This is a genomic window from Nostoc sp. 'Peltigera membranacea cyanobiont' 210A, from assembly GCF_002246015.1.
Taxonomy (GTDB): domain Bacteria; phylum Cyanobacteriota; class Cyanobacteriia; order Cyanobacteriales; family Nostocaceae; genus Nostoc.
The window spans coordinates 354,602-377,725 of the sequence record NZ_NOLJ01000001.1 but is presented as its reverse complement, the minus strand read 5'-3'; the positions used below and the strand labels follow the sequence as shown (position 1 = coordinate 377,725).

Here is a 23,124-nt window from a genome sequence, read left to right as displayed (position 1 = left end):
TTCACTCTACAAGAACCGAGCTTGTTCGGTGTGGGCAGATAAGGAGTCAATTCTGAGTCTGAATGGTAGGGCTTTCACCTACATCTGACCGAGAGTTCAGCCTTTAGTGACAGTAATCTGCTGTGGGCTGGATTAGTTATTTACGGACTGATTACCGTGATTCACTAATCAACGAATCGCACCCAGAATATGCATGTGGCCCTGAAGATGTTGACACCTTGTACCCAGACCCAAACAATCGTTCAAGCTTTTATCAATGTGCGCCTTATGGACTTGTGCTACAGTCATGTCCGAATGGTCTAGTATTTGATGAAAACGTGGGTCGTTGTGAGTGGGATTCACAACCAGCAAAAGAAACAGAAGCCAAAAACTAACATTGCTCCTACCAGCCATCCATCTCCCCGACCTCTGCCGGGGATTTTTATTTAGCCACTCCAAAAATTTCCTACATTCTGCTCAAACGATTATGGATAAAGGGGGACAGGGAAAAGTTAGAACTTAATGTATTAATTTCAAAGACTTGTTCATCCACCTTTGAACTGGATTCATCTGAAATCTCAATTCCCAATGCCCAATGCCCCATTCTCAATGCCCAATGCTGCCCCAACACTCGTATGATCAACATATCAGGAAAACATAACAGCCAGATTTTTACCGCAAAACATGGGCAGTATTTGGGAAATCGATTTTTACTCTCGTCCGATTTTGGACGCTAATCAAAAAAAAGTTTGGGAAGTCTTAGTCTGCGAAAGCCCCTTGGATATTGGCGCAAAAGCAGACTCTTTGTTTCGCTATGCTCAATATTGTCCCAGTACCCAGGTAAATTCGGGCTGGTTGCGGACAGCATTGCAGGAGGCTATTGACCAAGCCGGAAAAGCGCCAATTAAAATCCGCTTTTTCCGCCGCCAAATGAACAATATGATTACTAAAGCCTGCCAAGATATAGGCATTCCCGCCCAGCCTAGCCGCCGTACTTTGGTTCTCAATCAATGGTTAGAACAGCGGATGGAAGAAGTGTATCCTCAAGAGGCAGGATATCAAGGGGGAACTAATCCCTCAGTCCGTTTGGAGAAACCTTTGCCGCAACGTTTACCAGATGCTTTGGAAGGACAGCAGTGGGTATTTGTTACTTTAGATGCTGCGGATTTTGCTGATATGCCAGAGTGGGAAATTGGTTTTGGTGAAGCTTTCCCTTTAGAGTTGGCGAAAGTTTCACCCGAAGCTCGTATTCCTGGTATTTTGATTTTCTCATCGAGAGCGTTGCCCTTGGCTGGCTGGATGTCTGGTTTGGAGTTGGCTTTTTTAAGATTTGACACCAGCGAGGAGGCGAGATTGCTTTTAGAAACTGGTGTAACTGAAAGTTGGATTGTGGCAAATATCAAAAAACCTCAAATCTTAGCAGAAGCTAAAGGTTTTGAAGCAGCCAAGCAAAAAGCGAATGGAGTACATTTTATCGGTGTACAGTCCGATCCCAAAGCAGAATCTTTTGCTGGTTTTTGGCTGTTGCAAGAGGTTAATCTGTGAAAATGGGCAGGGGGGCAACACTTCTTTACGTTCGCGCAGCGTGTCGTAGACAGACGCTGCGCGTAGCTTGCTTCCCCGGAGGAGTACGGCTACGCTCTGTTACCGAGGAAAAGTTACAGTACCTTTTTCCCCTCTGCCCCTCTGTATTTTGTGCCCAATGACAAATGACAAATGACAAATGACAAATGACTAGATCCGTTGAGACATGACAATGATTTGGGATAATTAACTGCGTCCATCAGTGTTGATCTGCGGTTTCCAATCGTAACTGTAAAGAAACACTGATGATTTTTGGATAGTTATCTGCGTTCATCACTGGAAAGTGCGTAGGCGTAGCCCGTCGTAGACATCGCACTTCTGTTGAGACAGCGTTGATATGCGGTTCAAAATCCACAATTCACTAAGGGTCATGGGTTCTGAAAATTTGTCACAAGATACACTAGCCGAACAGTTGCTGGAACTAGCTATAAAATCTGGAGCAGAAGCTGCTGAGGTGTATCAGTCGCGATCGCTTTCTCGCCCAGTGTTTTTTGAGGCAAACCGACTCAAACAGCTAGAAACTAACCAATCTGAAGGTACAGCACTACGGCTTTGGCGAAATGGGCGTCCGGGACTGACGGTGGCTTACGGTTCTGTCTTAGCCGAAGTAATGGTGGAAAAAGCTCTGGCTCTAAGTCAACTAAATCAACCGGAAACTGTAGAATTAGGCTCTAACTCTCAGCCCTCCTACCCCGATTTAGGAGAAAGTTTCCCAATAGAGGTTTTGGTGGACTGGGGCAAAGAAGCGATCGCACTCATCCGTGATGCCTATCCCGATGTTGTATGCAATGGTGACTGGGAATGTGATATTGAAACCACCAGACTAGTCAACACCAAAGGTTTAGATTGTCACTATACTGATACTACCCTCAGCTGCTATATATCAGCTGAATGGGTGCGTGGTGATGATTTTTTAAGTGTTGCTGATGGTCAAACCAAGCGGGGGGAACTCGACCCAGAGAGATTAGCTAACCAAATTTTACAACGGTTAATTTGGTCTAGAGAAAATATCTCACCTCCTACTGGTCGTGTCCCAATTTTGTTCACTTCTAAAGCCGCCGATATGCTTTGGGGTACTGTACAAGCCGCTTTGAATGGCAAGCGAGTTTTAGAAGCAGCTTCACCTTGGGCGGAACGTTTGGGTAAGGAAGTAGTTGCACCTAGTCTCACCATCTACCAAGATCCAGAAGCTGGCCCTTATAGTTGTCCTTTTGATGATGAAGGCACTCCGACTCAATCTCTGGTATTTATCCAAAACGGGACTTTACAGCATTTCTATAGCGATCGCACCACCGGCTCCCAACTGGGTACTAACAGCACGGGAAATGGTTTTCGCCCTGGTTTAGGTAGCTATCCCACCCCTGGTTTATTTAATTTTCTCATCCAGCCAGGTTCGGCATCGCTACCAGATTTGATTCAACAACTAGATCATGGCTTGATTGTCGATCAAATGTTGGGTGGTGGCGGCAGTATTTCGGGAGATTTTTCGATCAACGTCGATTTAGGCTACCGCGTCCAAAATGGTCAAGTAATTGGGCGCGTTAAGGATACGATGGTTGCAGGTAATGTTTACACAGCCCTGAAGCAATTGGTTACACTAGGCAACGATGTTGATTGGAATGGTTCTTGTTATACTCCGTCTCTGATAGTAGAAGGGCTATCCACCACGGGAAGAAGCAATTAAGTAATTCGTAATTCGTAATGACGCTCGTGGACTCGCTACCGCTACGCTAACGTAATTCGTAATTGGGGAGAGTGCTTTTGTATAGCGATCCTAAATTATTTGTGAATAACAATATCCCCGACTTATTTAAGAAGTCGGGGATATGAGCCTTGATATAGACTTTTAAACCATCCTCTAAGATTCCACTAAACAGCTTTTTAGGAAAGATTTGTAATCCAAAATCTAAAATCCAAAACTGGTATGAATCAGCGTTTTCGCACCTGGTGGAAGCCTAGAAGAGGTTTAGCGATCGCCGAAGCCTGTATTATCGGTCTGGTTGCTGCTCTATCTGCGGTATTCCTGAAAGTAGGATCGGGATGGCTGGGGACATGGCGAGTGCATACTACCCACCTTTTACCGGCATGGCTGGTACTACCTGCAATTGGTCTTGTCCTGGGATTTCTGGCTGGATGGTTGGTGGATAGATTAGCACCAGAGGCTGCTGGTAGCGGTATTCCGCAAGTTAAAGCTTCTCTGGCCAATGTGCCTGTGAATCTATCTTGGCGGGTAGCAGGTGTGAAGTTACTCAGTGCAATTATCGCCATCGGTTCTGGCATGACTCTGGGACGGCAAGGCCCTACTGTCCAAGTGGGGGCAGGTTTGGCAGCAGGGATGAGTCGTTGGGTTCCCACTTCCCCAGATCATCGACGGCAGATGATTGCCGCTGGTGCGGGTGCGGGTTTAGCTGCTGCTTTCAATGCCCCGATCGCAGGTGTATTATTTATCGTTGAAGAGTTACTCCAAGATTTATCAGGATTGACTCTCGGAACTGCCATTATCGCCTCCTTTATTGGTGGCGTGATCTCCCGACTTTTGGGTGGTGGCTCTCTTGACCTTAACCTGCAATTGGTAAAATCTTCCAGCCAATTCTCCATCCCAGAAATTCCCTTTTTCATCCTGTTAGGTATTTTGGCAGGCTTGTTTGGTGCATTGTTTAATCGCGGCTTAATATTTAGTATTAAATTTTACAGTCGATTACACATCAGCTTACCGTTGCGGGTGGGTTTAGCTGGATTTATCTCTGGTGTTGTCGTGGCTATGCTTCCCCCATCCTTCCGTGATAATACGGGATTGCGGGAGTCATTAATTACCGGAGGTTCCCATCCTAGCGTCGCCGCGATCGCCTTTGCGGCCCAGTTTATCCTCACACTGATTGCATTTGGTTCGGGAGCGCCGGGGGGATTATTCGCTCCCAGTCTGATTTTGGGTTCTTGTTTAGGACACATCATCGGTGTATCTGAGTTATATATCACCGGAGTTGGTTCTCCTACGACTTACGCCCTAGCGGGTATGGGTGGATTTTTTAGCGCCGTTTCCAAAGTGCCAATCACAGCCATTGTGATTGTCTTTGAGATGACTACAGATTTCAACCTGGTGCTACCTTTGATGATTGTTTCTGTCGCAGCTTACCTGGTTGCGGATAAGGTAGTGCCTGGTTCGCTTTATGAGAAACTTTTGGAGTTAAAAGGTATTACTCTCACCAAAGAAGTTGCGATGGAAGGAGCATTAAGCAAGTTAACTGCAAAAGATGTCATGCAAGAACGGGTAGAAACTCTAGATGCAGAGATGAGCTTGGAAGAAGCAATGCAAGCTTTTGCTCATTCCCATCATCGCGGTTTCCCTGTGGTAGAAGATAACAAGTTAGTGGGGATTGTAACGCAATCAGATTTGTTAAAAATTCGCGAGAGTACAAACCACACACTTCGCGATCGCAATCTAGCCGATATTTTCTTAAAAGAAATTATGACATCTGTCCCGATGACAGTATCACCAATTCACACCCTCAGTAATGTACTATATTTACTCGATCGCTATCAAATCAGTCGCTTACCGGTGGTAGATAGACGAAAACTGATTGGGATTATTACCCGTGCAGATATTATTCGAGCGGAAGCAGATCATCTCAATTGTGAAAATGCGACACCAAAACTGCGACCAGAACCTTCATACATAGTTTACCAGACGCGATCGCCCAGCACTGGTAGAGGTAGATTATTAGTACCCGTAGCAAATCCCGAAACAGCAGGTGTTTTATTACAAATGGCAGCAGCTATTGCCCGCGATCGCCATTATGAAATAGATTGCGTGCAAGTGATGCTGATACCCCGCCACAGTTCCCCATCAGAAACACAGGTAAGAACGGCAAAAAGTCGCCGCTTGCTAAGACAGGCAGAAGTCTTAGCAAAAAAATGGAAAATTCCCTTGCACACGCAGATTCGAGTTACCCACGATGTGGCGCAGGCAATTTTGGAGACAATCAACGAACAACACATCGACCTAATTTTAATGGGATGGAAAGGTAACACATCTACCCCTGGTCGGATTTTTGGCAGCGTTGTTGACACCATAATTCGCCAAGCCACCTGCGAGGTCGTATTAGTAAAATTAGGCACTACTTCTCACTCCTCACTCCCCACTCAGCACTCATTTAACAGTTGGCTAGTTCCAGTGGCTGGTGGCCCCAATTCCCCACTGGCAATTAAATTGCTACCGGCTTTAATTACATTGGGAAACGATCCGAAAATTCGCCTGACACAGGTGTTTAAACCATCTGAACTCAAGCCAGATATGTCAATTTCAGAACAAGCCATCCGCCATTTGATGCGTCGCCGCAAATTGTCCAGTACTGTAGTTGCTCTCCCAGTGCAAGCTAATTCAGTCGCCGAAGGTGTGATTAACCTAGTGCAAACCGAAGGTTACGACGTTGTAGTTTTGGGAGCTTCCCGCGAGGGATTGCTACAGCAAGCGATTCAAGGTAATATTCCCGAAGCGATCGCTTCTGGTGTCGAAAGTACAGTGATTTTGGTTAGAGGTGCGATGCAAAAGTAAAAAACATAGATTTTAGTGATTTTTTTAATGATAAAATACACCAATAATTAGAGTAAAAATTATTGGTATTAAGATTGGAATAGCAACTATAAGTCCCCACTTACCAAACTTAATTTCCTCACCCTCAGATTTGAGAAACGCAATCCAACCGACAACTCCCATCAAAACCCAAATAAATCCAAAGGCAAGAAATATAACAAATACTGAATCGTCCATTTGTTTTACCAAATTTCTTTAAATTGTAACTAATTACTACTAATTAACTTTGCTAAACTTGCGCGAAACTGGCTAAAATCAAAAGCTTCAATAGTTTTTTGTTGTAAGTATTTGGGTTGGTAAATTACTGGATTAGAGCAATCACCTTGCAGGATTTGAATTAGATTATTGGCAATTTCTTCAACGTTATCAGGATCGACCAAACATCCCAACTTCCCGTCAGCCAAAGGATCTATAGAACCATCTTGATTACCCGCCAATACAGGTTTACCACAAGCTAAAGCTTCTAGAAAAACAATTCCAAATCCTTCTCCTTTACTAGGCAGAGCAAAAACATCGCAGAGATTGTAATGATCGCACAATTCTTTATCTGGAATAAATCCGGCAATTGTCACACAATCTTGTAGATTTAAGTTGCTAACTAAAGTTTTAATTCGAGGTATATCATCTCCTTTACCTGCAAGAATGAAGTGAATATTAGGGAGATACAAACGCACTTTCACTAAAGCATGAAGGATTTGGTCATAACCCTTGTATTTTGCCGTGCTTCCTAGCCGCGTTACTGTTAAAATTACAGGCTGTTCATCTGTTAAATTATATCGATTGAGTAAGTAGGTAGGTTTAGAATTTATTGGAAACTTACTAGCATCGAATGTATTAGGTAAAATAACTATTTTTTTTGAATCAATATTTGGATCTTGAAGCAAGCGCTGGCGAGTGTAATTACTAACACTAATGATTTTATCTGCTTTTTCTAAAGCGAATTTTGTTGCCTTGTTTTCGATATCCCAAACTTCTAAGCCATGAGCAACTACCCAGTAAGGAGTTCCAGTAAAAAATTTGAGAATATAACAAACAATCGCATAGTTAACATGAGTGGAAATGACTATAACGGGATGTTGAAGAATAGCTAAAATAATTATTTTTGTGGCAAATAAAATTGGTTGCAATAATTTTGGTAAATCTCCAAAATAATGAAATATTGTTGAACTTAAAAACTGCAAATTATCTGGCTGCTTTAAACTATACTTATCATATTTGAGAAACACATCATAATCGGCTTCAGGATATATATCTTGTAAAGCTTGCAGCAAAAACTTTGAGTAAACTTGAATACCTCCCTTGAAATCAAATATATTCGGAAATATTAAGTAAAGACGAGGTTTAACACTCATAGTTTTTTGGCATTTTCAATAATTTCAGGTTTTAATTGGGTGACAACATCTTTTCGAGAGTTGATAGCCGCTGCTATAAAATAAAACTCAAGAGTTGTAAAAGTATAGTCTTCAGTAAAAACATCTGGAATTTGAGACACTAAAAACATAATAATCGGAACAGTAATTAAAGGATTAGTATATTTAACTTTCAATGCTATTTTCGTTAAAAAATTAGTAAATAGCAATAATCCAGGAATTCCTTGTTCTGCTGACACATTTAAAAATATATTATGTGCGTGATAACTTCTTTTTCCCCAAACTTTCACTCCTATCTGGTCTGGAAAAACTCCTATGCCGATACCAGTAAATGGTCTTTTAATAGTTTCATTAATAGCTGCCTGCCACATTTCAAACCTTGTAGTCCCTGTTCCTACAAGAGTAATAATCTTTTTTCCATGTGGATTTAATAAATTTGAATTTTCTGTAAATACATTAGTTAATGGAAATATTTTACTATCTCCCAAACCAATTCTCCGTGTAGAAACTGGTGCGGTTACAATGAATAAAAACAACAGGCTTATTAGATAAATCATTTTTCTAAAACTAATAATTTTATATATCAGCAAAAGAAAGATCCCCATTAAAAAAATTACCCAACCGTTCCCACTGGCAGACAAAGCTAAGGGAATTATAAAAATTAATTCGCTTATATTTGATTCAATTTTAGAAATTTTATTCTGTTTTTCTAAAATCAGACTTAAACATAATCCAATGGCGACTATAACCCCAAACTGATTAGGGTTTTGCATAATTGAACCAATCTCAGGATAAAAGCTAGGGAACTTTAATAATTTAAAAATCCAGTTGTTAGGAAGTAAAACCTCTAAAAAACCCAAACCTGCAATTATCTGTAGCAAGTGCAATATGCAACGATAATAAAATGTTAAAGATTGCCTTGTTATATTCTTAAAGGTTAATACTAAAAAAGCAAAAAATAATATGTAATAAGTTGAGTATTTTAGACTATAAGTAATAGCAATATTTGAAAACTCGCTCATTAATGAGGAAAGCCACATCCACAAATACATGAGACTTATCGATATCAAAATTATTTTATGTTTCTTAACAACTTCTGGTATAGATTTTAATGATAAACTAATGATTCCAAAACTAAATGCCGGAAGTAATAAATAATGAATACCAATATTTATTCCTGGAAATTTAATTCGACCTAAAAGTGAAGAAAATAGTATGAGTATAAAAAATATATTAATCATAAACTTTTATTTAAAGATATTTTTTTAACAAAATAAAACCTATATAAACCCAATTTTGCAGGGTTATGGATAGATTTTGATATTTTTTTCAAGCTATAATCCTGAACACGTAGAGAATATTACCATAATACAGTCTTCGCCAATATCATCTTTTGAAGCTATGATTAGTTTGATGTTTTTGCACAGCTAAATATTCTTTCTGAGGTAGAACCCAAAAAAGTCGCAATCTATTCCGAATGTACACTATCAGATATTTTTAATTAATCATCTGCCAAATTTTGAGAATGTTCTCACCACTTCCACCACCAGCAATGGTTTGTCCATCTGGGCTAATGGCAACGGCATAAATATATCCAGAACCTGTCTCTAAAGTGCGGATTTCCTTTCCTGTGATTGGGTTCCAAAGTTTGATTGTCTTGTCACTACTGCCACTTACAAGGGTGATACCATTTGAACCTACGCTTGGCAAAAAGGCGACAGAATTAACCTTATCATTATGTCCTTTTAAGGTGTGGATTAACTTTCCTGTTTTTAGATTCCACAATTTAATTGTCTTGTCTTTACTACCACTGGCAAGGATGACGCCATTGGGAGCAAAAGCGACTGAAAGAATCGATTCTGGATTTCCCTCTAAGGTGCGGATTAACTTTCCTGTTCCCAGATTCCACAATTTAATTGTTTTATCCCAGCTACCGCTGGCAAGGGTTTTACCATCAGGACTGAAAACTACAGATGCAACACCACTGGTATGTCCCTCTAAGGTGCGGATTAACTTTCCTGTCTCCAGATTCCATAGTTTGATTTTCGTATCCTTACTAGCATTGCCACTCGCAAGGGTTTTGCCATCAGGACTGAAAGCTACGGAAGTAACTCCGTCGTTATTTCCCTGTAAGGTGCGGATTAACTTTCCTGTCTCCAGATTCCACAGTTTGATTGTCTTGTCCGCACTGCCACTAGCGAGGATTTTGCTATCAGGACTGAAAGCTATAGTCCAAATCCAATTGGAATGTCCTTCTAAAGTGCGGATTTCCTGTCCACCCGTCAGATTCCATAGCTTGATTGTCTTATCATCACTGGCACTACCAAGGGTTGTACCATCAGGACTGAAAGCTACGGAATTCACGTCACTAGAATGCCCCTTGAAGGGTTTGGGTAGATAAGAATTTTCTGAGACGTTTTTTTGGGGCTGAATAGGCTGAGAAATAGGCTGAGAAATAGGTTCAGGAACCTCGCTGACTGTCTGGGGACGAGACTGAAAATACCAAACTCCCCCTAATCCCAACACCAAAATGCTAGAAACTAACAGCAGTTGACTTTTCAGATTGTTACTTGATTTTGATGAAACTGCCCGCTTGTTTGTTGGGGTAGCTGCAAATGTTGGTGTAAGTATAGTTGGGGGCACTGATGAAAATGGTGGTATTTGAGGTGTCAAGTCAGTGATGACTTCATCAGCCGATTGATAACGCTTTTGGATGTCTAGTTGCAACAGCTTATCCAAAACTTCACCCAACTCCATAGATATAGAAATCCCTTCCCTACCTGAACTGGTTAAATGTTGCCGCCAAGATGCAACCCAACCATAACCCTGGTATATCCATAGTTGAGATGGGCGAACTCCAGTTAGGAGATGAAAACAAGTAGCCCCCAAACTGAATAAATCACTGGCTGGGTAAGCTTTTCCATCTTGCATCTGTTCAAGTGCAGTGTAACCGTGTGAGCCAATCACAGTGCCCATTTTAGTCTGCACTGTTGCTGTCAACAGCTTGGAAGCTCCAAAATCAATAAGGATTAATCGCCCGTCACTTTGACGACGAATAATATTCTGTGGCTTGATATCCCGGTGAATCACTCCCCGCAGATGGATAAACTTCAGTACCGGCAGTAAATCTAGCAAAAGTTGGCGAATCTCCGTTTCGTTATAGTTTCCTCGCGTTTCCGATTCTTTGAGCAAGTTTTGCCCATCGATAAACTGCTGCACCAAAAAGAGATAGCTATTTTGCTCAAAATAAGCCAATAAAGTTGGAATTTGCGGATGTTCTGCCAGTTCTTGCAGTCGGCTCGCTTCTTGTTTAAATAATTCAACGGCCTTTGTTAGTGGGCCAGTTCCCTGAAGTTTTGGCGCGAATTGCTTAACAACACAGCATTCATTCAGTTTGTGTACATCTTTGGCCAGATAGGTTCTACCAAATCCGCCTTCGTCTGATAAAACCTGAGTGGGACGATAGCGACCTCCTAGCAGGGGTATCAATTCCGCTCTACAACTGTGGCAATAGTTGTTTTTATCAGGATTTAAGGGTTTTTGGCAATCGGGATTCACACAACAGAGCATACTGGGAATCCATTTCATTTGGGGTATATATTCATCTTAAGTCATGCAGTATAATCTCTCTTGTTAGTAAATATCACTGAGACACCATACAAATCCCCAATTTCCTTACCTCATCAGGTATTGAACAATTTAAATAAATTGCAAAAAATTGTGTTTGAGCGATGCCTTTTGACGAATTGATGGGTGTTACGTTTGCTTGTGTATTACATCTGTGTGAGCCATTTAGTCAGGTTTACAAAAATATCTGGGCAAAATTCCGAAAAGCAGCAATTTAAGTTTGTAGCTCAGTATATACCTACGAAATTGAGATTTTCTCTAGTAGTGTAAATTGAAAATACAATTTTTCCGATTTGATTGTGACAAACATTTGGGTATGTAGGATGTAGCGGTTCTCAGTTGAGTGAGGTACAAGAACCCCACCCCCAACCCCCTCCCCGCTCTTCGAGAGGGGACTATGATCTACCTCGTGTGATTAATAAACGCTATATAGGAATTCATTTGATTACAGGCGATGCCTTTAGCAAGTCGCTAAGGTATATACGCTAAATTCCCCTTTCAATTTAAATCACTGCTGTGGCTAAAACAGCAACTAGTATTAATTTTGTCTTTCAGAAAGAGACAAAATTATCAGCAAAATTAGGAGCGTAATTATGCTATTAGACAACAAAAACTATCGTCGCAAATTAAGTCATGTTTTAATTGGTTGCGTGAGTAGTAGTTTGTTAATTACAAGTAATGTGCTGCCTATAAGTGCTTTGGTGAAATCTCAAAGTTCTCAAGACTTCATAATTGCTAAATCACCAGATGAGAGACAACCAGAAGCAGTCAAAAAAGGAATTGAGCAAATTCCTGCTTCTCAGGCATCAATATCTCCAAGACGGAAGATTTCTATTGAGTCACCAATACAGCAGACTCCTCGTGCATCGTCTAATAGAGAAACTTCTCAGCGACGAACTTCCAGCGTTTCAGATAATAGCTCTACTCCTAGATCATCTAGACGTAGGAATTCTAACTCAAATTCTAATCGTTCCAATAGTGGTGGTGCATCTAGATCCTCTGGAACTAGAACTGCAAATTCAAATGCCAATCGTTCTAATGGTGGCTCCGGGAGAGTTCGCAAGCCAAGTTCTAATGTAGCTACAACTGGGAACCAAAATTTCGATAATTCAGCGATTTCTTCACCTGCAACACCAACTTACAAAGAGATTAACTTTGTAGATGTTGCATTAGGGATTTTAAGTAAGAGTGACTTTCAATCTGAAGGTAGATATTTTCATTTCTATGAGTTTGAGGGTAGAGAAAATCAATTAGTTCAAATTAGACTGATTGGCAGTAATGATACACGTAGATCGAATAACTTGAGTTTAAAACCCTTGTTGTTTCTGCACGATCCTGATAACAATATTATTGTCAAAAAAGGCGCTTTGGATAAAAGCAGTGGTGGCGATGATGCATTCATTTTTGCGCGACTGCCTAAGAATGGTATTTACAAGATTGCTGTTACTAGTCAAGATCCTGGAGATACAGGTCGCTATAGTTTGGCTCTGAGGAATGATAGAGCGAGCTATACTTTAGATGAATCAGACCAACTAACTGCCAAAAGCTCAACCCTGAAACAAAATGGAGGCGCTTACAATGTTTCTAATTTTCAAGGTAAAAAAAATCAGCTGATAAGTATTCGTGTAGATAGTGTTGATGAAGAGTTTTCTCCTTATGTAGCTTTGCTAAATTCTAAAGGACAGGCGATCGCGATCGATAAAGACAAAGACAAAAGTGGTGTCTACAGTGCTTTAATTGACCGGGCGAGGCTGCCTGAAGATGATACATACTATATAGTTATTACTTCCAAAAATCCACAGGAACGCGGTAAATATAGATTGACTATTTTCTGAAGTAATTACCGATTCTGGTATTGAGACTATTGCTATGAGTAGGATATAGCCCGGAATGTTTTTTTATTTACCGTAATAGTCTCGATGCCATTGTACAAGGTTCAGTTAAGGGTTATTAGTGTAGATAATTGGTCTTTAAAGACGCGATAAATCGCGTCTCTACATGAGGACTCTCATGGGAATTTCCCGCAGATTTCAGGGCATACATTGCGCTGTAACGTCCACTTAAGTGCAGTAATTCTTGATGCGTACCTTGCTCTAAAATCTGTCCGTCTTCGATGTAGAGAATTAAATCGGCTTGTTTAACGGCTCTAAGATTATGAGAAACTACAAAGGTAGTGCATTTTTGAGTCAAGCGATCGAGTGCTTCATTGACGGCGTGTTCGTTTTCGTTGTCTAAACCAGTGGTCGGCTCATCTAAAATTGCAATCGCAGCTTGACGAATAGCAGCACGAGCAATAGAAATTCTTTGCCGTTGTCCTCCCGAAAGTGTCGCCCCTCTCTCACCTAAAATAGTCTCGTAGCCTTCGGGTAGCTCCATGATAAAATCGTGGGCATTTGCTAAACGCGCAGCTTGTTCAATTGCTTGGTCTGAAGCCCCCAAACACCCGTAGGCAATATTATCTCTGACGCTGGCAGCGAATAAAATGCTGTCTTGTAACACCACGCTAATTTGTTGGCGGATAGATTGTACCTTGTATTCGCGCAGGTCGTGACCATCAACTAAAATCCGCCCTTCTAAGGGGTCATAAAGTCGCAACAACAAACTTACTAAGGTGGATTTACCGCCACCAGACGGCCCCACTAAGGCGACGTGTTGACCAGGTTGCACCTCAAAGTTGATGTTGTGTAAAGTTCTCTTGGTCGGTTCGTAGGCAAAGGTGACATTTTCAAACCGTACACCTCCCAATAAAGGCGGTGCATCCATTGCTCCCCGCGAATCGCGGATTTCGGGTACTGTATCCAGCACATCTAGGATGCGCTCCCCGGAAGCGGCAGCTTTAGCGATTTGTCCGGTGTATTTGGCAAGTTGTCGCATCGGCTTAAAAGCAATCCTGAGATAGTTGACAAATACGAGCAAATCCCCAGGTGTAATTGCCTTTGCCAATACCAATTGCACACCCCGCCACAACACTAAAGCTGTAGCAATTCCTACCAGCAGTTCCACCATTCGTTCTAAACCGGCTGCAAGTTTTTGCGCCTTGGCACTTTCTTTTAAACTTTGGCGATTATGACCGGAAAAGTTACTCTCCAGCATATTTTGCAGAGAGAGAGCTTGCACAACTTTGATTGCCCCGATGGATTCCGCCGCCGTTGCCGCCATTGCCCCTTCGCGTTGACGTTGCGATCGCACTACTTGGCGGATGCGTTTTGTCAAGCGCGTGGTGAAGAAAATAAATAAGGGAAACACGGCGACGGCAATCAGCGCTAGTTCCCAATTCAGCCAGAACATGACAAAAATCATCCCGGCTAAGGTGAGGGAATGGGCAATTAGGGGTAATACTGCCATCACTGTCACCTCCCGCAGTCGTTCAATATCGGAGGTAACGCGGGTAATTAAATCGCCGCTCTTGGCTTTGTGGTGAAATGATAAAGAGAGATTTTGGAGATGACTGTAAAGTTCAGAGCGAATCTCAGTTAATACATTACTAGCTGCCAGTGCCATGCCCACCACACTGAAGTAAGCAGCAGTAGCACGAAGTAAAGCGATCGCTACTAACCCCAACGTCAAGCCTGTTAATAGGGCAAACGGGCTAAGTTTTGAAAGTAGGGGAATACCCAAAGACTCAGGCCGAAAACCAGCTACAAGGATGTAATCAAAAATAAACTTTAGCGGCCAGGGTTCCAGCAGGTGTAAGAAAATCTCAGCCATCAGTGCCACAAAGGAGACGATTAGCAGCGCCTTTTGTTTGCTCAATTGGGGCGAAAACCGCTGCAAAATCCGCATAATTCCTGGTAAAGCAGCCGTCAGACTTTTGGGATCTCGATGCGCCATATCATACCAACCAGTTCTCCAAAACCTTACGAATTACAATTACGAATTATGAGTATAGCGATCGCTAATATAGTAATTTAATTTTCTTTCAAGAGCGATCGCTATTTTCTCCAGCCACAGGGGATTTTGCCCAAAGGTGAGACGACTTAGCAACGGTTTCAAAAATCCCTGATGGCGACGATGCCCCATTCGCTTATAGCGCTTCTTGAAATACTTGTCATTCATTGTCAAATTCCACTTTTGAGAAAAGTGTTCTAAACTGGCAATTTCCCAAGCATTACTCCAGCGCAACATAAAGAATGCTAGTTCTGACAATTCAAACTTTAGCCCTGGTACATAAGTAACTACCGAAGTCGGTTCACAGTAAAATTTACCTCCGGCTTCAGCCACTTTTAGACAAAAATCGATGTGTTCTCGCGTACTTAGAAATCCCTCGTCTAACAGCCCGATTTGCTCAAAAATATCGGTGCGAACTAACATACAGTGAAACTCGGCAAATTCGCATTGTTGGCGATGAAGTTGATGCTGCACTTCAGCAACTTTCCGATTTACAAAGTAATGTTTTTCATGCACCCGTCGCTTGATTCCAGTCTCTTGTGGCTCGACAAGAATATGAGCTTCACCACCTGCTAAATGTACTATTTCCCCCAAAGGCTTGCCTATGCAAGTAAGCGGACAGACTACAGCCGCTTTTGTTTCTTTAGCGCATTCGAGTAAGGAATTTAACCAACCTGGACTGACAATTACATCGTTGTCAATAAATACTAAATATTCGCTATTAACTTGTTGTAAACCAAAGTTACGCGCTTGGTTGGGTGAAAGGTAATGTTCTTTGCGGATTAATTGGAATCCTTTTGCTGCGGCTTGTTCTTGGAGGTAGCGCTGGATATGCTGAGGTGAACCGCCATCGATATAAATTAGGGAGAAAGGTAATTGAGTGTGTTCGTAAATGCTTTCTAAAGATTCGCGAGTGTAACTGAATCGCTCACGCGGCGAAACAATTATGGTTATTTCTGCTTTATTCATGGTTCAAATTCTGTTTTTACAAAATGAATTCCTCTCTTCTCTCTGTGTTCTCTGCGCCTCTGCGGTTAAATAAATAATTAACCGCAGAGACACAGAGGGCGCAGAGAGAGAAAAAAAGAGTTTTGACGTTTTCTATACGAGATATATTTCGCCTAACAAAACTGCATCAGATATCCCTAAGACTCGTTGGTAAACATTTATCCAGTTTTGATATTCTATTGATGGGGCAAGCTGTTGAGTTACTTTTGTCTTCGCGGCTGCACCCAACTTTTGCCGCAGTTCTGGTTGTGTTGCCAAATATCGGATTGCAGCAATTAATTCTTCTGTACTGCCGGGGTTGATAAGTAAACCATCTACACCATCTTCTATGATTTCTGCGATCGCATCTACACGAGTGCCAATTATTGCTCGACTCGCCAACATTGCTTCCAACAGCGTATTCGGGCAACCATCATGCAGTGAAGGAATTGCAAAAATATCTAGATGTGGTAAATAAGCTAAAGCTTCTTGGCGGCTGGTAATTCCAGTAATATGGAGGCGATGACCAATTTCACTTTGTTGTATTTGTTGCTGCCAATACTTTCCTTCTTTCTCAACAAAATCACCTATCAGTAAAAGTGTTAAATCTAACTCTTTACCCAAATCGGCGCAGGCATCGAGGAGAAATTCAATCCCCTTCTTATCTCGGAATCTACCCGATGAACCGATAACAATACCTGGCAATTCTTTAACTAAAGACGGGGTGGGGAATTCCTCAAAGTCGATAGGTGCGATGGAATTCCAGAAAGCTGATGATTTTAACTTGACATTTGGAGTAATAACACTAGCTCTTTTGAGCAAGTCACGGCTGACAAATGTCACCCAATCAGAATTCTCTAAAATCCATGCTATCTGAGCATGATTTTTAGGATTAAAAATATGTTTGTGCAAGTCGCTACCGCGAACACTATTGATTACTGGAACATCATTTTCTTTTGCTAAAAGCGTCGTTACATAACCTGTTTCATTCAGAAAAAAGGCGTGAAATAAGTCAAAATTATGTTTTTGATGCAGACATTTGAGTTGAAAGTAAACGTCGCTAAAAAAGTCTTGAATTTCTGTCGTCTGAGTACGAACGGCTGACTTAATGCGATGCACAAACACACCATCTTGAAGCGTTGAGATGCAACTTGTTCGTCTGCGGCTTCCATCAGAAACTAGCCGTTGTTTCGAGCGAAACACTGCAATGTGAACTTCATAGCCTCTGTCAATTAGCATCTTTGCAATCCGATGCACCGACTCACCAACCCCGCCAACATCGGGTGGATATTCAAGCGTAGTAATACAAATTTTTGTTTTATCCATGATTGGATTTTCTGCGATTTTATCTACTATTATTTTTTGTATTTTGGATAAAAAATCAATATACCCTACTCCCTTTATCAAACTAGGCAAATTTTTGCTTGACTGCTAAAGCTTTTAAGATGGTTGCAGTTTTTTCAACTCCTCCAGAATCAAAGCTAATTTTATTAGGCTGCTCTTTGAGGTAATTAATAATATTAATTGCCAGATAATCAGGTTGCAAATAATTATGATTAATAAATTTAACAATTCCTAAATTGCTTAACTTTTCGGCTCTAATTGTTTGTTCTCGATCCTGATTGCCTGTAAAGGGAAGAATCATCGCTCGTACACCTGTGGTTAAAATATTCATTGTGGTGTTATAGCCAGACATATTGATCGAAAGCTCTGCTTTTTTCATGTAATTTAGCAAGTAAGGAGTATAGCGTCGAATATAGATGTTTTTACTAAATTTTGCCATTTGTTGCAGTTCCTTAAATTTTGAATTTGGGATGAATGGGCCAGTAAAAACCTGAATTTGATGTGGCAATAATTTCTCTAAGAAAGGGGCTGTATTAACTACACATTCAAGCAACTCATGACCAAATCTCCCACCTCCGACGCTAGCTAAAATTAGGGGTTTGTCTGATTTAATAATTTCCCGATCTTGATCGGTTAAAATAGGATTTCTTGGTGGCTCTTGCACGACATATCCAGTGTAATATACTTGACATTTGAGGTCATTTACTCTAGAAAAGGTTGCTTCTAGTGGGACTAATTCTGGGTCGCTGTGAACTAACAGCATATCAAAATATTTGTTGATTAACTTACATACTTTTTCTTCATGTTTTACTTGTTTTTCCGGTTTAACAGCTACAATGTCTCGCAAGCTAGAAACTATTTTAGTTGACCCTTTTTTTGACTTTGCCAATTCTAATAATGGAATTAATTCAAAAGAAAAACGTCTTCTTCCAAAAGGAAATAACTCAACAATCAAAATATCAGGCTGGAATTGCTGAAAGATTTCCAAAAGTCGATTTTTTCTAATTTCTTGGACTTCATTAAGACTAAAGGCATCATCTACTACTTGTAGTTCAGCAAATTCTGGATCAGTTTTAATTGCAGGCAGATTGATGACTTCCACACCAGCAGGAATTTCAAATCCTTGAATTATTTCACCACCATTAATAAAACAAACTTGGAAGTCTTTGGTTAAACCTCGCACAATTTCCCGGCTGCGAACCAGATGCCCCATACCTAAAATATGTTGGCAGTAAAACATAATACGTTTCATGAAAGTTTCACCTCTGTCAGTTTGGATGGTTGAAATAAGGCAAACGAAAGATAAAACAAATACTCTTCTGACTTTTTACTTAAACAATTTTGGCAATCATCGCCAATTTCGGTAATTGTACAGATGGGTTGTAGCAAAATGGAATCACGCTCTTTTTTTTTGCTAGTAAGGTAGAGATATATTGGCTAATTTTGGGCAAACCATTGAGATTAATTGCTGTTTGGGAAATCTGCGGAGTTTGGAGTTGTTGTAACAGCGATCGCAGTAATATATCTGGAGTCAGATCGTTTGGATGAATCGCTACTAAAACCCCCAAATTTGCCAAATTTTCTGCACGAATGCACTGTTCTCGTGATGGCTTAATTCTGGGTACTACTACTGCCGGCTTACCCACTGAGAGAATCTCGCAAGTTGTGTTGTAGCCACCCATTGCGACTACGGCATCTGCGGCGGCGATGTAACTCATTAAATCATCGGTAAATTCGTCTATCTGCACTTGGGGATATACAGCAGCTTTCAGTTTCAGTGCAGCTTGGTGTTTTAGGGGCATTTCTGGGCCACATATAATTAAACTTCGTAATTTATGGGACGCTGGTAACAATACCAAACTCGATAAATATGTGTCAATTAACCTGTAACCATCTTCGCCACCACCCGGCGTAACTAAAATGAGTTGTTCTTCTGGATTTAATCGCAACTCACTACGGATGAGATTTGGACTTTTACGCCCTAGTTGTTTGCGGATGTAGCCACAAAACTGCACCTTACGGGCAACCATTGGCGGTAGTTGATATTCTTGGCAAATGTCGAAAATTTCGGGATTACCAACAACAAGCACGCGATCGTAAAATTTTTGTATTGCTTTGTAGTAACTATGCTTTTGCCATTCTGGGATTGTCACATCTGGATGATCTAAAATGTCGCGCAGCAGGAGAATTAGGGAAGTTTCCGGCAACTTTATTTTGAGATATTCGATAGCCGCTTTTAATTCATTACGGATACCATAAGGCTTTTTGTCTACTAGAAATATATCGGGTTTAAAATTAGCGATCGCAGATAAAATTAACTCTGAGCGTAATTTCACTGTTTCATTAATTTCTGTCTCCAGATACTTGACAAATATTTCACCTAATAAATCCCGATTTAAGCAGGGTAATTTAATATAATCGAGTCTTTTCGGAATCCGAAAGCTGTGCAACATCGGCGAACCAGAAACAACTAAAATAGAAAGTCCTGGAATTGAATCAAGTAAGTGAGTGCAGATTGCCAGCATTCTGCGAATATTACCGAGACCGAAGCCATCGTGGGAATATACCATCAGTCTCATGGTTAAATGTCCCTAACGTTATTCAGTGAATGGATGCCATACTAACTTAAGTAGCTTCCCAAGGTTACATGAGTCTTTTATGAAACTTTGATGAGAAAATTCTCATCATTTATTTTTGTAGTAATTGTGTAATAAATTTGACAAAAACCCTAAAAAATTCAGTCTAGTAAGTTAAAGCGGACTTTTCCAAAGCGCCAAAATTTTTGAGAGATTAATCATTAATTAAATCTCCAGTTATATAACCATTGTCACGGTTATCTAACTGGAGATTCGCTATATTTAACAGTTAACGACTAAAAGGAGTTAAAGAGATGGAAATTAAGCCAACTGACCCATCGCTAGCACTCATGGAAATTCCCCCAGGCTATCTCAATATTATGGGTTACGTCGATCAGTCAGAAGTTAATGGCCCTGGTTGTCGTGCAGTCGTCTGGGTACAAGGTTGTCTGCGTGAGTGTCCTGGCTGCTTTAATACTAACTCTTGGTCTTTTGAGGCTAACCAATTAATTGCTGTTGATGCTCTTGCCGAAAATATTCTCAGCAATTCCCGCAACACGGGTGTAACATTCTCTGGTGGAGAACCGTTTTGGCAAGCGGCTGCACTGGCATCTTTAGCCCGGAAGGTAAAAGCTGCTGGTTTAAATGTAATGTCTTTTACTGGGTTCACTCTTAAGCAGCTACAATCCCAATCTGCACCGCCAGGTTCCCAAGCATTGTTAGAACAACTCGATATTTTGATTGACGGGCCTTTTGTACAATCTCTGGCAATTAATTCTCCAAATTCTCCAGTTTCTTCTAGCAATCAACGGGTTCGGGTGTTAAACCCAGCTTTCCAAGACCAGATTACTTGGGCTAGCGACCAGATAGAAATCCACATCCTCAAGGATGGTGGCCGCATTGTCACTGGCTATCAAGGTGGACTGGAACTAACATAAGGGCACAGGTTTAACAATTCAAAATTCAAAATTCAAACATTTTAGACATTTCAGACGGGGATTTAAACCCCGACTGAAACTGGCGCTACCTGTAGAGGTAGGGGTCTTATATCATGTCCGCATAATTAGTTATACTAACCACAGTCATTGCACCCCACCCCGCCAAAGCTGCGCTTTGTCTCCCCNAGAAATCCAAGGGGTGTGGGAGGTGTGGGAGGTGTGGGAGGATGGGGAAGAAGTCTTACCCCCCACACTCCCCACACTCCCCACACTCCTCTTCCCCTGAAGCCTACACTATGCGTGAGAAATCCGGGTCTAATGTGTCATCACCACTGGTTTAGTTTGACATAAACTCAATCAGCAGCAAAAATCAAGGTTTATAAGCATCAAATATGAACGTTTTACTTCTATACCCCCGTTTTCCAAAAAGTTTTTGGTCTTTTGAAAAAACACTCGCTTTATTAGATCGTAAAGCAATGCTACCGCCTTTAGGCTTGGTAACTGTAGCGGCGATTTTACCGCAAGAATGGAATTTCAAGTTAGTAGATCGAAATGTTCGCGTCTGTACAGAGGCAGAATGGGCTTGGGCAGATTTGGTTATTATGTCGGCGATGATTGTGCAAAAAGAGGATTTGCTCTCTCAGATATTAGAAGCAAAACAGAGAGGTAAACTAGTCGCTGTGGGTGGGCCCTTCCCGACAGCGCTACCGAATGAAATGACATCCGCAGGAGCTGACTATTTGATCTTAGACGAAGGGGAAATTACCCTACCCTTATTTGTAGCAGCGATCGCACGGGGCGATCGCACAGGCATCTTTCGTTCTGGCGGGGAAAAACCAGATGTCACCAACACTCCAACTCCTCGCTTTGATTTGCTAGAGTTTGAAGCTTATGCAGAGATGTCGGTGCAATTTTCCCGTGGATGCCCCTTTCAATGTGAATTCTGCGACATTATTGTGCTATACGGTCGCAAACCCCGCACCAAAAATCCAGAGCAACTCTTAGCAGAACTTGATTATCTCTACAAACTGGGTTGGCGGCGCAGTATTTTTATGGTAGATGACAACTTCATCGGCAATAAGCGGAATGTGAAATTATTTTTGAAATCTCTTCTGCCCTGGATGGTAGAACATAACTATCCCTTTTCCTTTGCCACAGAGGCTTCAGTTGATTTAGCCCAAGATCAAGAACTGATGGATTTGATGGTAGCGTGTAATTTTGGAGCCGTTTTTCTGGGAATTGAAACCCCCGATGAAGAAAGTCTCACTTTCACGCAGAAATACCAGAATACGCGAGACTCACTCAGTGAGGCGGTGAATAAGATTACCCGCTCAGGGTTGCGAGTCATGGCAGGCTTTATCATTGGGTTTGATGGCGAGAAAGTAGGAGCCGGCGCCCGAATTGTCAAGTTTGTCGAGCAAACAGCAATTCCCACAGCCTTATTTAGTATGTTGCAAGCCCTTCCAGATACAGCCCTCTGGCATAGATTAGAAAAGGAAGGACGACTCCGCAATAAATCTGCCAACATCAACCAAACCACGTTGATGAATTTTGTGCCAACTCGACCGTTAGAAGACATCGCTCGTGAATATGTGCAGGCGTTCTGTGATTTGTATGAGCCAGAGCGGTTTTTGGAGCGTACATACAAACACTTCCGGCTTTTGGGCGAAGCAACCTACCCGAAAAAGGGGAAAGCTGCCAAGAAACCATTGAACTGGAAAGTACTCCGGGCGTTTCTGATTATTTGCTGGCGTCAAGGTGTACGTCGTCAGACACGCTGGCAATTCTGGCGCAACTTGTGGAATATGTATCAGCATAATCCGGGTGGGGTGAGTAGCTATTTAGCTGTTTGTGCCCAAATTGAGCATTTCTTGGAATATCGCCAAATTGTCCGGGATGAAATTGAGGCGCAAGTGGCTGATTTTCTGGAAGCAGAAGCTAGGGTAAAACCGGAAGCAGAAGTGATGGAAGTATACTCATAGCATTTAGAGTAAGAGTTTAAGACCTCCACTAAATGCCTCTTTCAGCCTTCCCAATCACACCAGGAGATAATCATTAGACATCTCCAGAAATTAAATATGCGTTAACCAGAATCCTTGTAGAGACGTAGCACTGCTACATCTCTACATTCTTTTTCGGAGATGTCTATTATGTATAGCAACGGACAAGGAGGTTAGGACATTAACTGATGATAAAATCTATATACAAAGAGACTTTCAACCCAGTCCCCAGTCCCCAGT

At 41.4% G+C, this 23,124-nt stretch carries 17 protein-coding genes; 7 read left to right on the top strand and 10 right to left on the bottom strand.

Annotated features, from left to right (window positions below; translation table 11 throughout):
* The first annotated feature begins 122 nt into the window (after positions 1-122).
* Positions 123-374, top strand: coding sequence for a carbohydrate-binding module family 14 protein (locus CDG76_RS01590; RefSeq protein ID WP_094347355.1), 252 nt, complete (start codon positions 123-125; stop codon positions 372-374).
* A gap of 289 nt (positions 375-663) precedes the next feature.
* Positions 664-1,524, top strand: a complete 861-nt coding sequence (locus CDG76_RS01585; RefSeq protein ID WP_094347354.1) for a Tab2/Atab2 family RNA-binding protein — start codon at positions 664-666, stop codon at positions 1,522-1,524.
* A gap of 238 nt (positions 1,525-1,762) precedes the next feature.
* Here the strand turns inward: CDG76_RS01585 and CDG76_RS36925 are convergent, their stop codons facing one another.
* Positions 1,763-1,918, bottom strand: coding sequence for a hypothetical protein (locus CDG76_RS36925; RefSeq protein ID WP_190240724.1), 156 nt, complete (start codon positions 1,916-1,918; stop codon positions 1,763-1,765).
* Between the two features lie 15 nt (positions 1,919-1,933).
* On the opposite strand from CDG76_RS36925, the gene CDG76_RS01580 reads away from it, so the two are divergent.
* Both CDG76_RS01580 and CDG76_RS01575 read left to right on the top strand, forming a co-directional pair.
* Positions 1,934-3,247 carry a TldD/PmbA family protein gene (locus CDG76_RS01580; RefSeq protein WP_094347353.1) on the top strand — a complete coding sequence of 438 codons (1,314 nt, stop codon included), beginning with the start codon at positions 1,934-1,936 and terminating at the stop codon, positions 3,245-3,247.
* A 240-nt stretch (positions 3,248-3,487) separates the two neighbouring features.
* Positions 3,488-6,115, top strand: a complete 2,628-nt coding sequence (locus CDG76_RS01575; protein ID WP_094347352.1) for a chloride channel protein — start codon at positions 3,488-3,490, stop codon at positions 6,113-6,115.
* A gap of 24 nt (positions 6,116-6,139) precedes the next feature.
* Here the strand turns inward: CDG76_RS01575 and CDG76_RS01570 are convergent, their stop codons facing one another.
* The 4 genes from CDG76_RS01570 to CDG76_RS01555 all read right to left on the bottom strand — a co-directional run bounded on the left by CDG76_RS01570 (position 6,140) and on the right by CDG76_RS01555 (position 11,094).
* Positions 6,140-6,331 (bottom strand): hypothetical protein, encoded by a 192-nt coding sequence (locus CDG76_RS01570; RefSeq protein ID WP_094347351.1) that lies wholly within the window; start codon positions 6,329-6,331, stop codon positions 6,140-6,142.
* 29 nt (positions 6,332-6,360) lie between these two features.
* Positions 6,361-7,506, bottom strand: coding sequence for a glycosyltransferase family 4 protein (locus CDG76_RS01565; RefSeq protein WP_094347350.1), 1,146 nt, complete (start codon positions 7,504-7,506; stop codon positions 6,361-6,363).
* The gene (locus tag CDG76_RS01560) at positions 7,503-8,765 is read right to left on the bottom strand and encodes an O-antigen ligase family protein (RefSeq protein WP_094347349.1); all 1,263 of its coding nucleotides are present in this window, start codon (positions 8,763-8,765) and stop codon (positions 7,503-7,505) included. Before CDG76_RS01560 ends, CDG76_RS01565 begins: the two co-directional genes overlap by 4 nt.
* Before the next feature lie 256 nt (positions 8,766-9,021).
* Positions 9,022-11,094: a serine/threonine-protein kinase gene (locus CDG76_RS01555; protein WP_094347348.1), complete on the bottom strand. Its 2,073-nt coding sequence runs from the start codon at positions 11,092-11,094 to the stop codon at positions 9,022-9,024.
* A 650-nt stretch (positions 11,095-11,744) separates the two neighbouring features.
* Between CDG76_RS01555 and CDG76_RS01550 the strand changes: the two genes are divergently transcribed.
* Positions 11,745-12,986 (top strand): peptidase, encoded by a 1,242-nt coding sequence (locus tag CDG76_RS01550; protein ID WP_094347347.1) that lies wholly within the window; start codon positions 11,745-11,747, stop codon positions 12,984-12,986.
* 115 nt (positions 12,987-13,101) lie between these two features.
* On the opposite strand, the gene CDG76_RS01545 is transcribed toward CDG76_RS01550, so the two are convergent.
* From CDG76_RS01545 to CDG76_RS01525, 5 genes are all read right to left on the bottom strand, one after another.
* Positions 13,102-14,982: an ABC transporter ATP-binding protein gene (locus CDG76_RS01545; protein WP_094347346.1), complete on the bottom strand. Its 1,881-nt coding sequence runs from the start codon at positions 14,980-14,982 to the stop codon at positions 13,102-13,104.
* A gap of 39 nt (positions 14,983-15,021) precedes the next feature.
* Positions 15,022-16,008 (bottom strand): glycosyltransferase family 2 protein, encoded by a 987-nt coding sequence (locus CDG76_RS01540; protein WP_094347345.1) that lies wholly within the window; start codon positions 16,006-16,008, stop codon positions 15,022-15,024.
* Positions 16,009-16,140: 132 nt separating this feature from the next.
* The gene (locus tag CDG76_RS01535; RefSeq protein WP_094347909.1) at positions 16,141-17,352 is read right to left on the bottom strand and encodes a glycosyltransferase; all 1,212 of its coding nucleotides are present in this window, start codon (positions 17,350-17,352) and stop codon (positions 16,141-16,143) included.
* An 82-nt stretch (positions 17,353-17,434) separates the two neighbouring features.
* The gene (locus CDG76_RS01530) at positions 17,435-18,622 is read right to left on the bottom strand and encodes a glycosyltransferase family protein (RefSeq protein ID WP_094347344.1); all 1,188 of its coding nucleotides are present in this window, start codon (positions 18,620-18,622) and stop codon (positions 17,435-17,437) included.
* Positions 18,623-18,701: 79 nt separating this feature from the next.
* Positions 18,702-19,949, bottom strand: a complete 1,248-nt coding sequence (locus CDG76_RS01525) for a glycosyltransferase family protein (protein ID WP_190240723.1) — start codon at positions 19,947-19,949, stop codon at positions 18,702-18,704.
* Between the two features lie 311 nt (positions 19,950-20,260).
* Between CDG76_RS01525 and CDG76_RS01520 the strand changes: the two genes are divergently transcribed.
* Positions 20,261-20,884, top strand: a complete 624-nt coding sequence (locus tag CDG76_RS01520; RefSeq protein WP_094347342.1) for a 4Fe-4S single cluster domain-containing protein — start codon at positions 20,261-20,263, stop codon at positions 20,882-20,884.
* A gap of 392 nt (positions 20,885-21,276) precedes the next feature.
* Positions 21,277-22,866, top strand: coding sequence for a B12-binding domain-containing radical SAM protein (locus CDG76_RS01515; protein ID WP_094347341.1), 1,590 nt, complete (start codon positions 21,277-21,279; stop codon positions 22,864-22,866).
* The last annotated feature ends 258 nt before the right edge of the window (positions 22,867-23,124 follow it).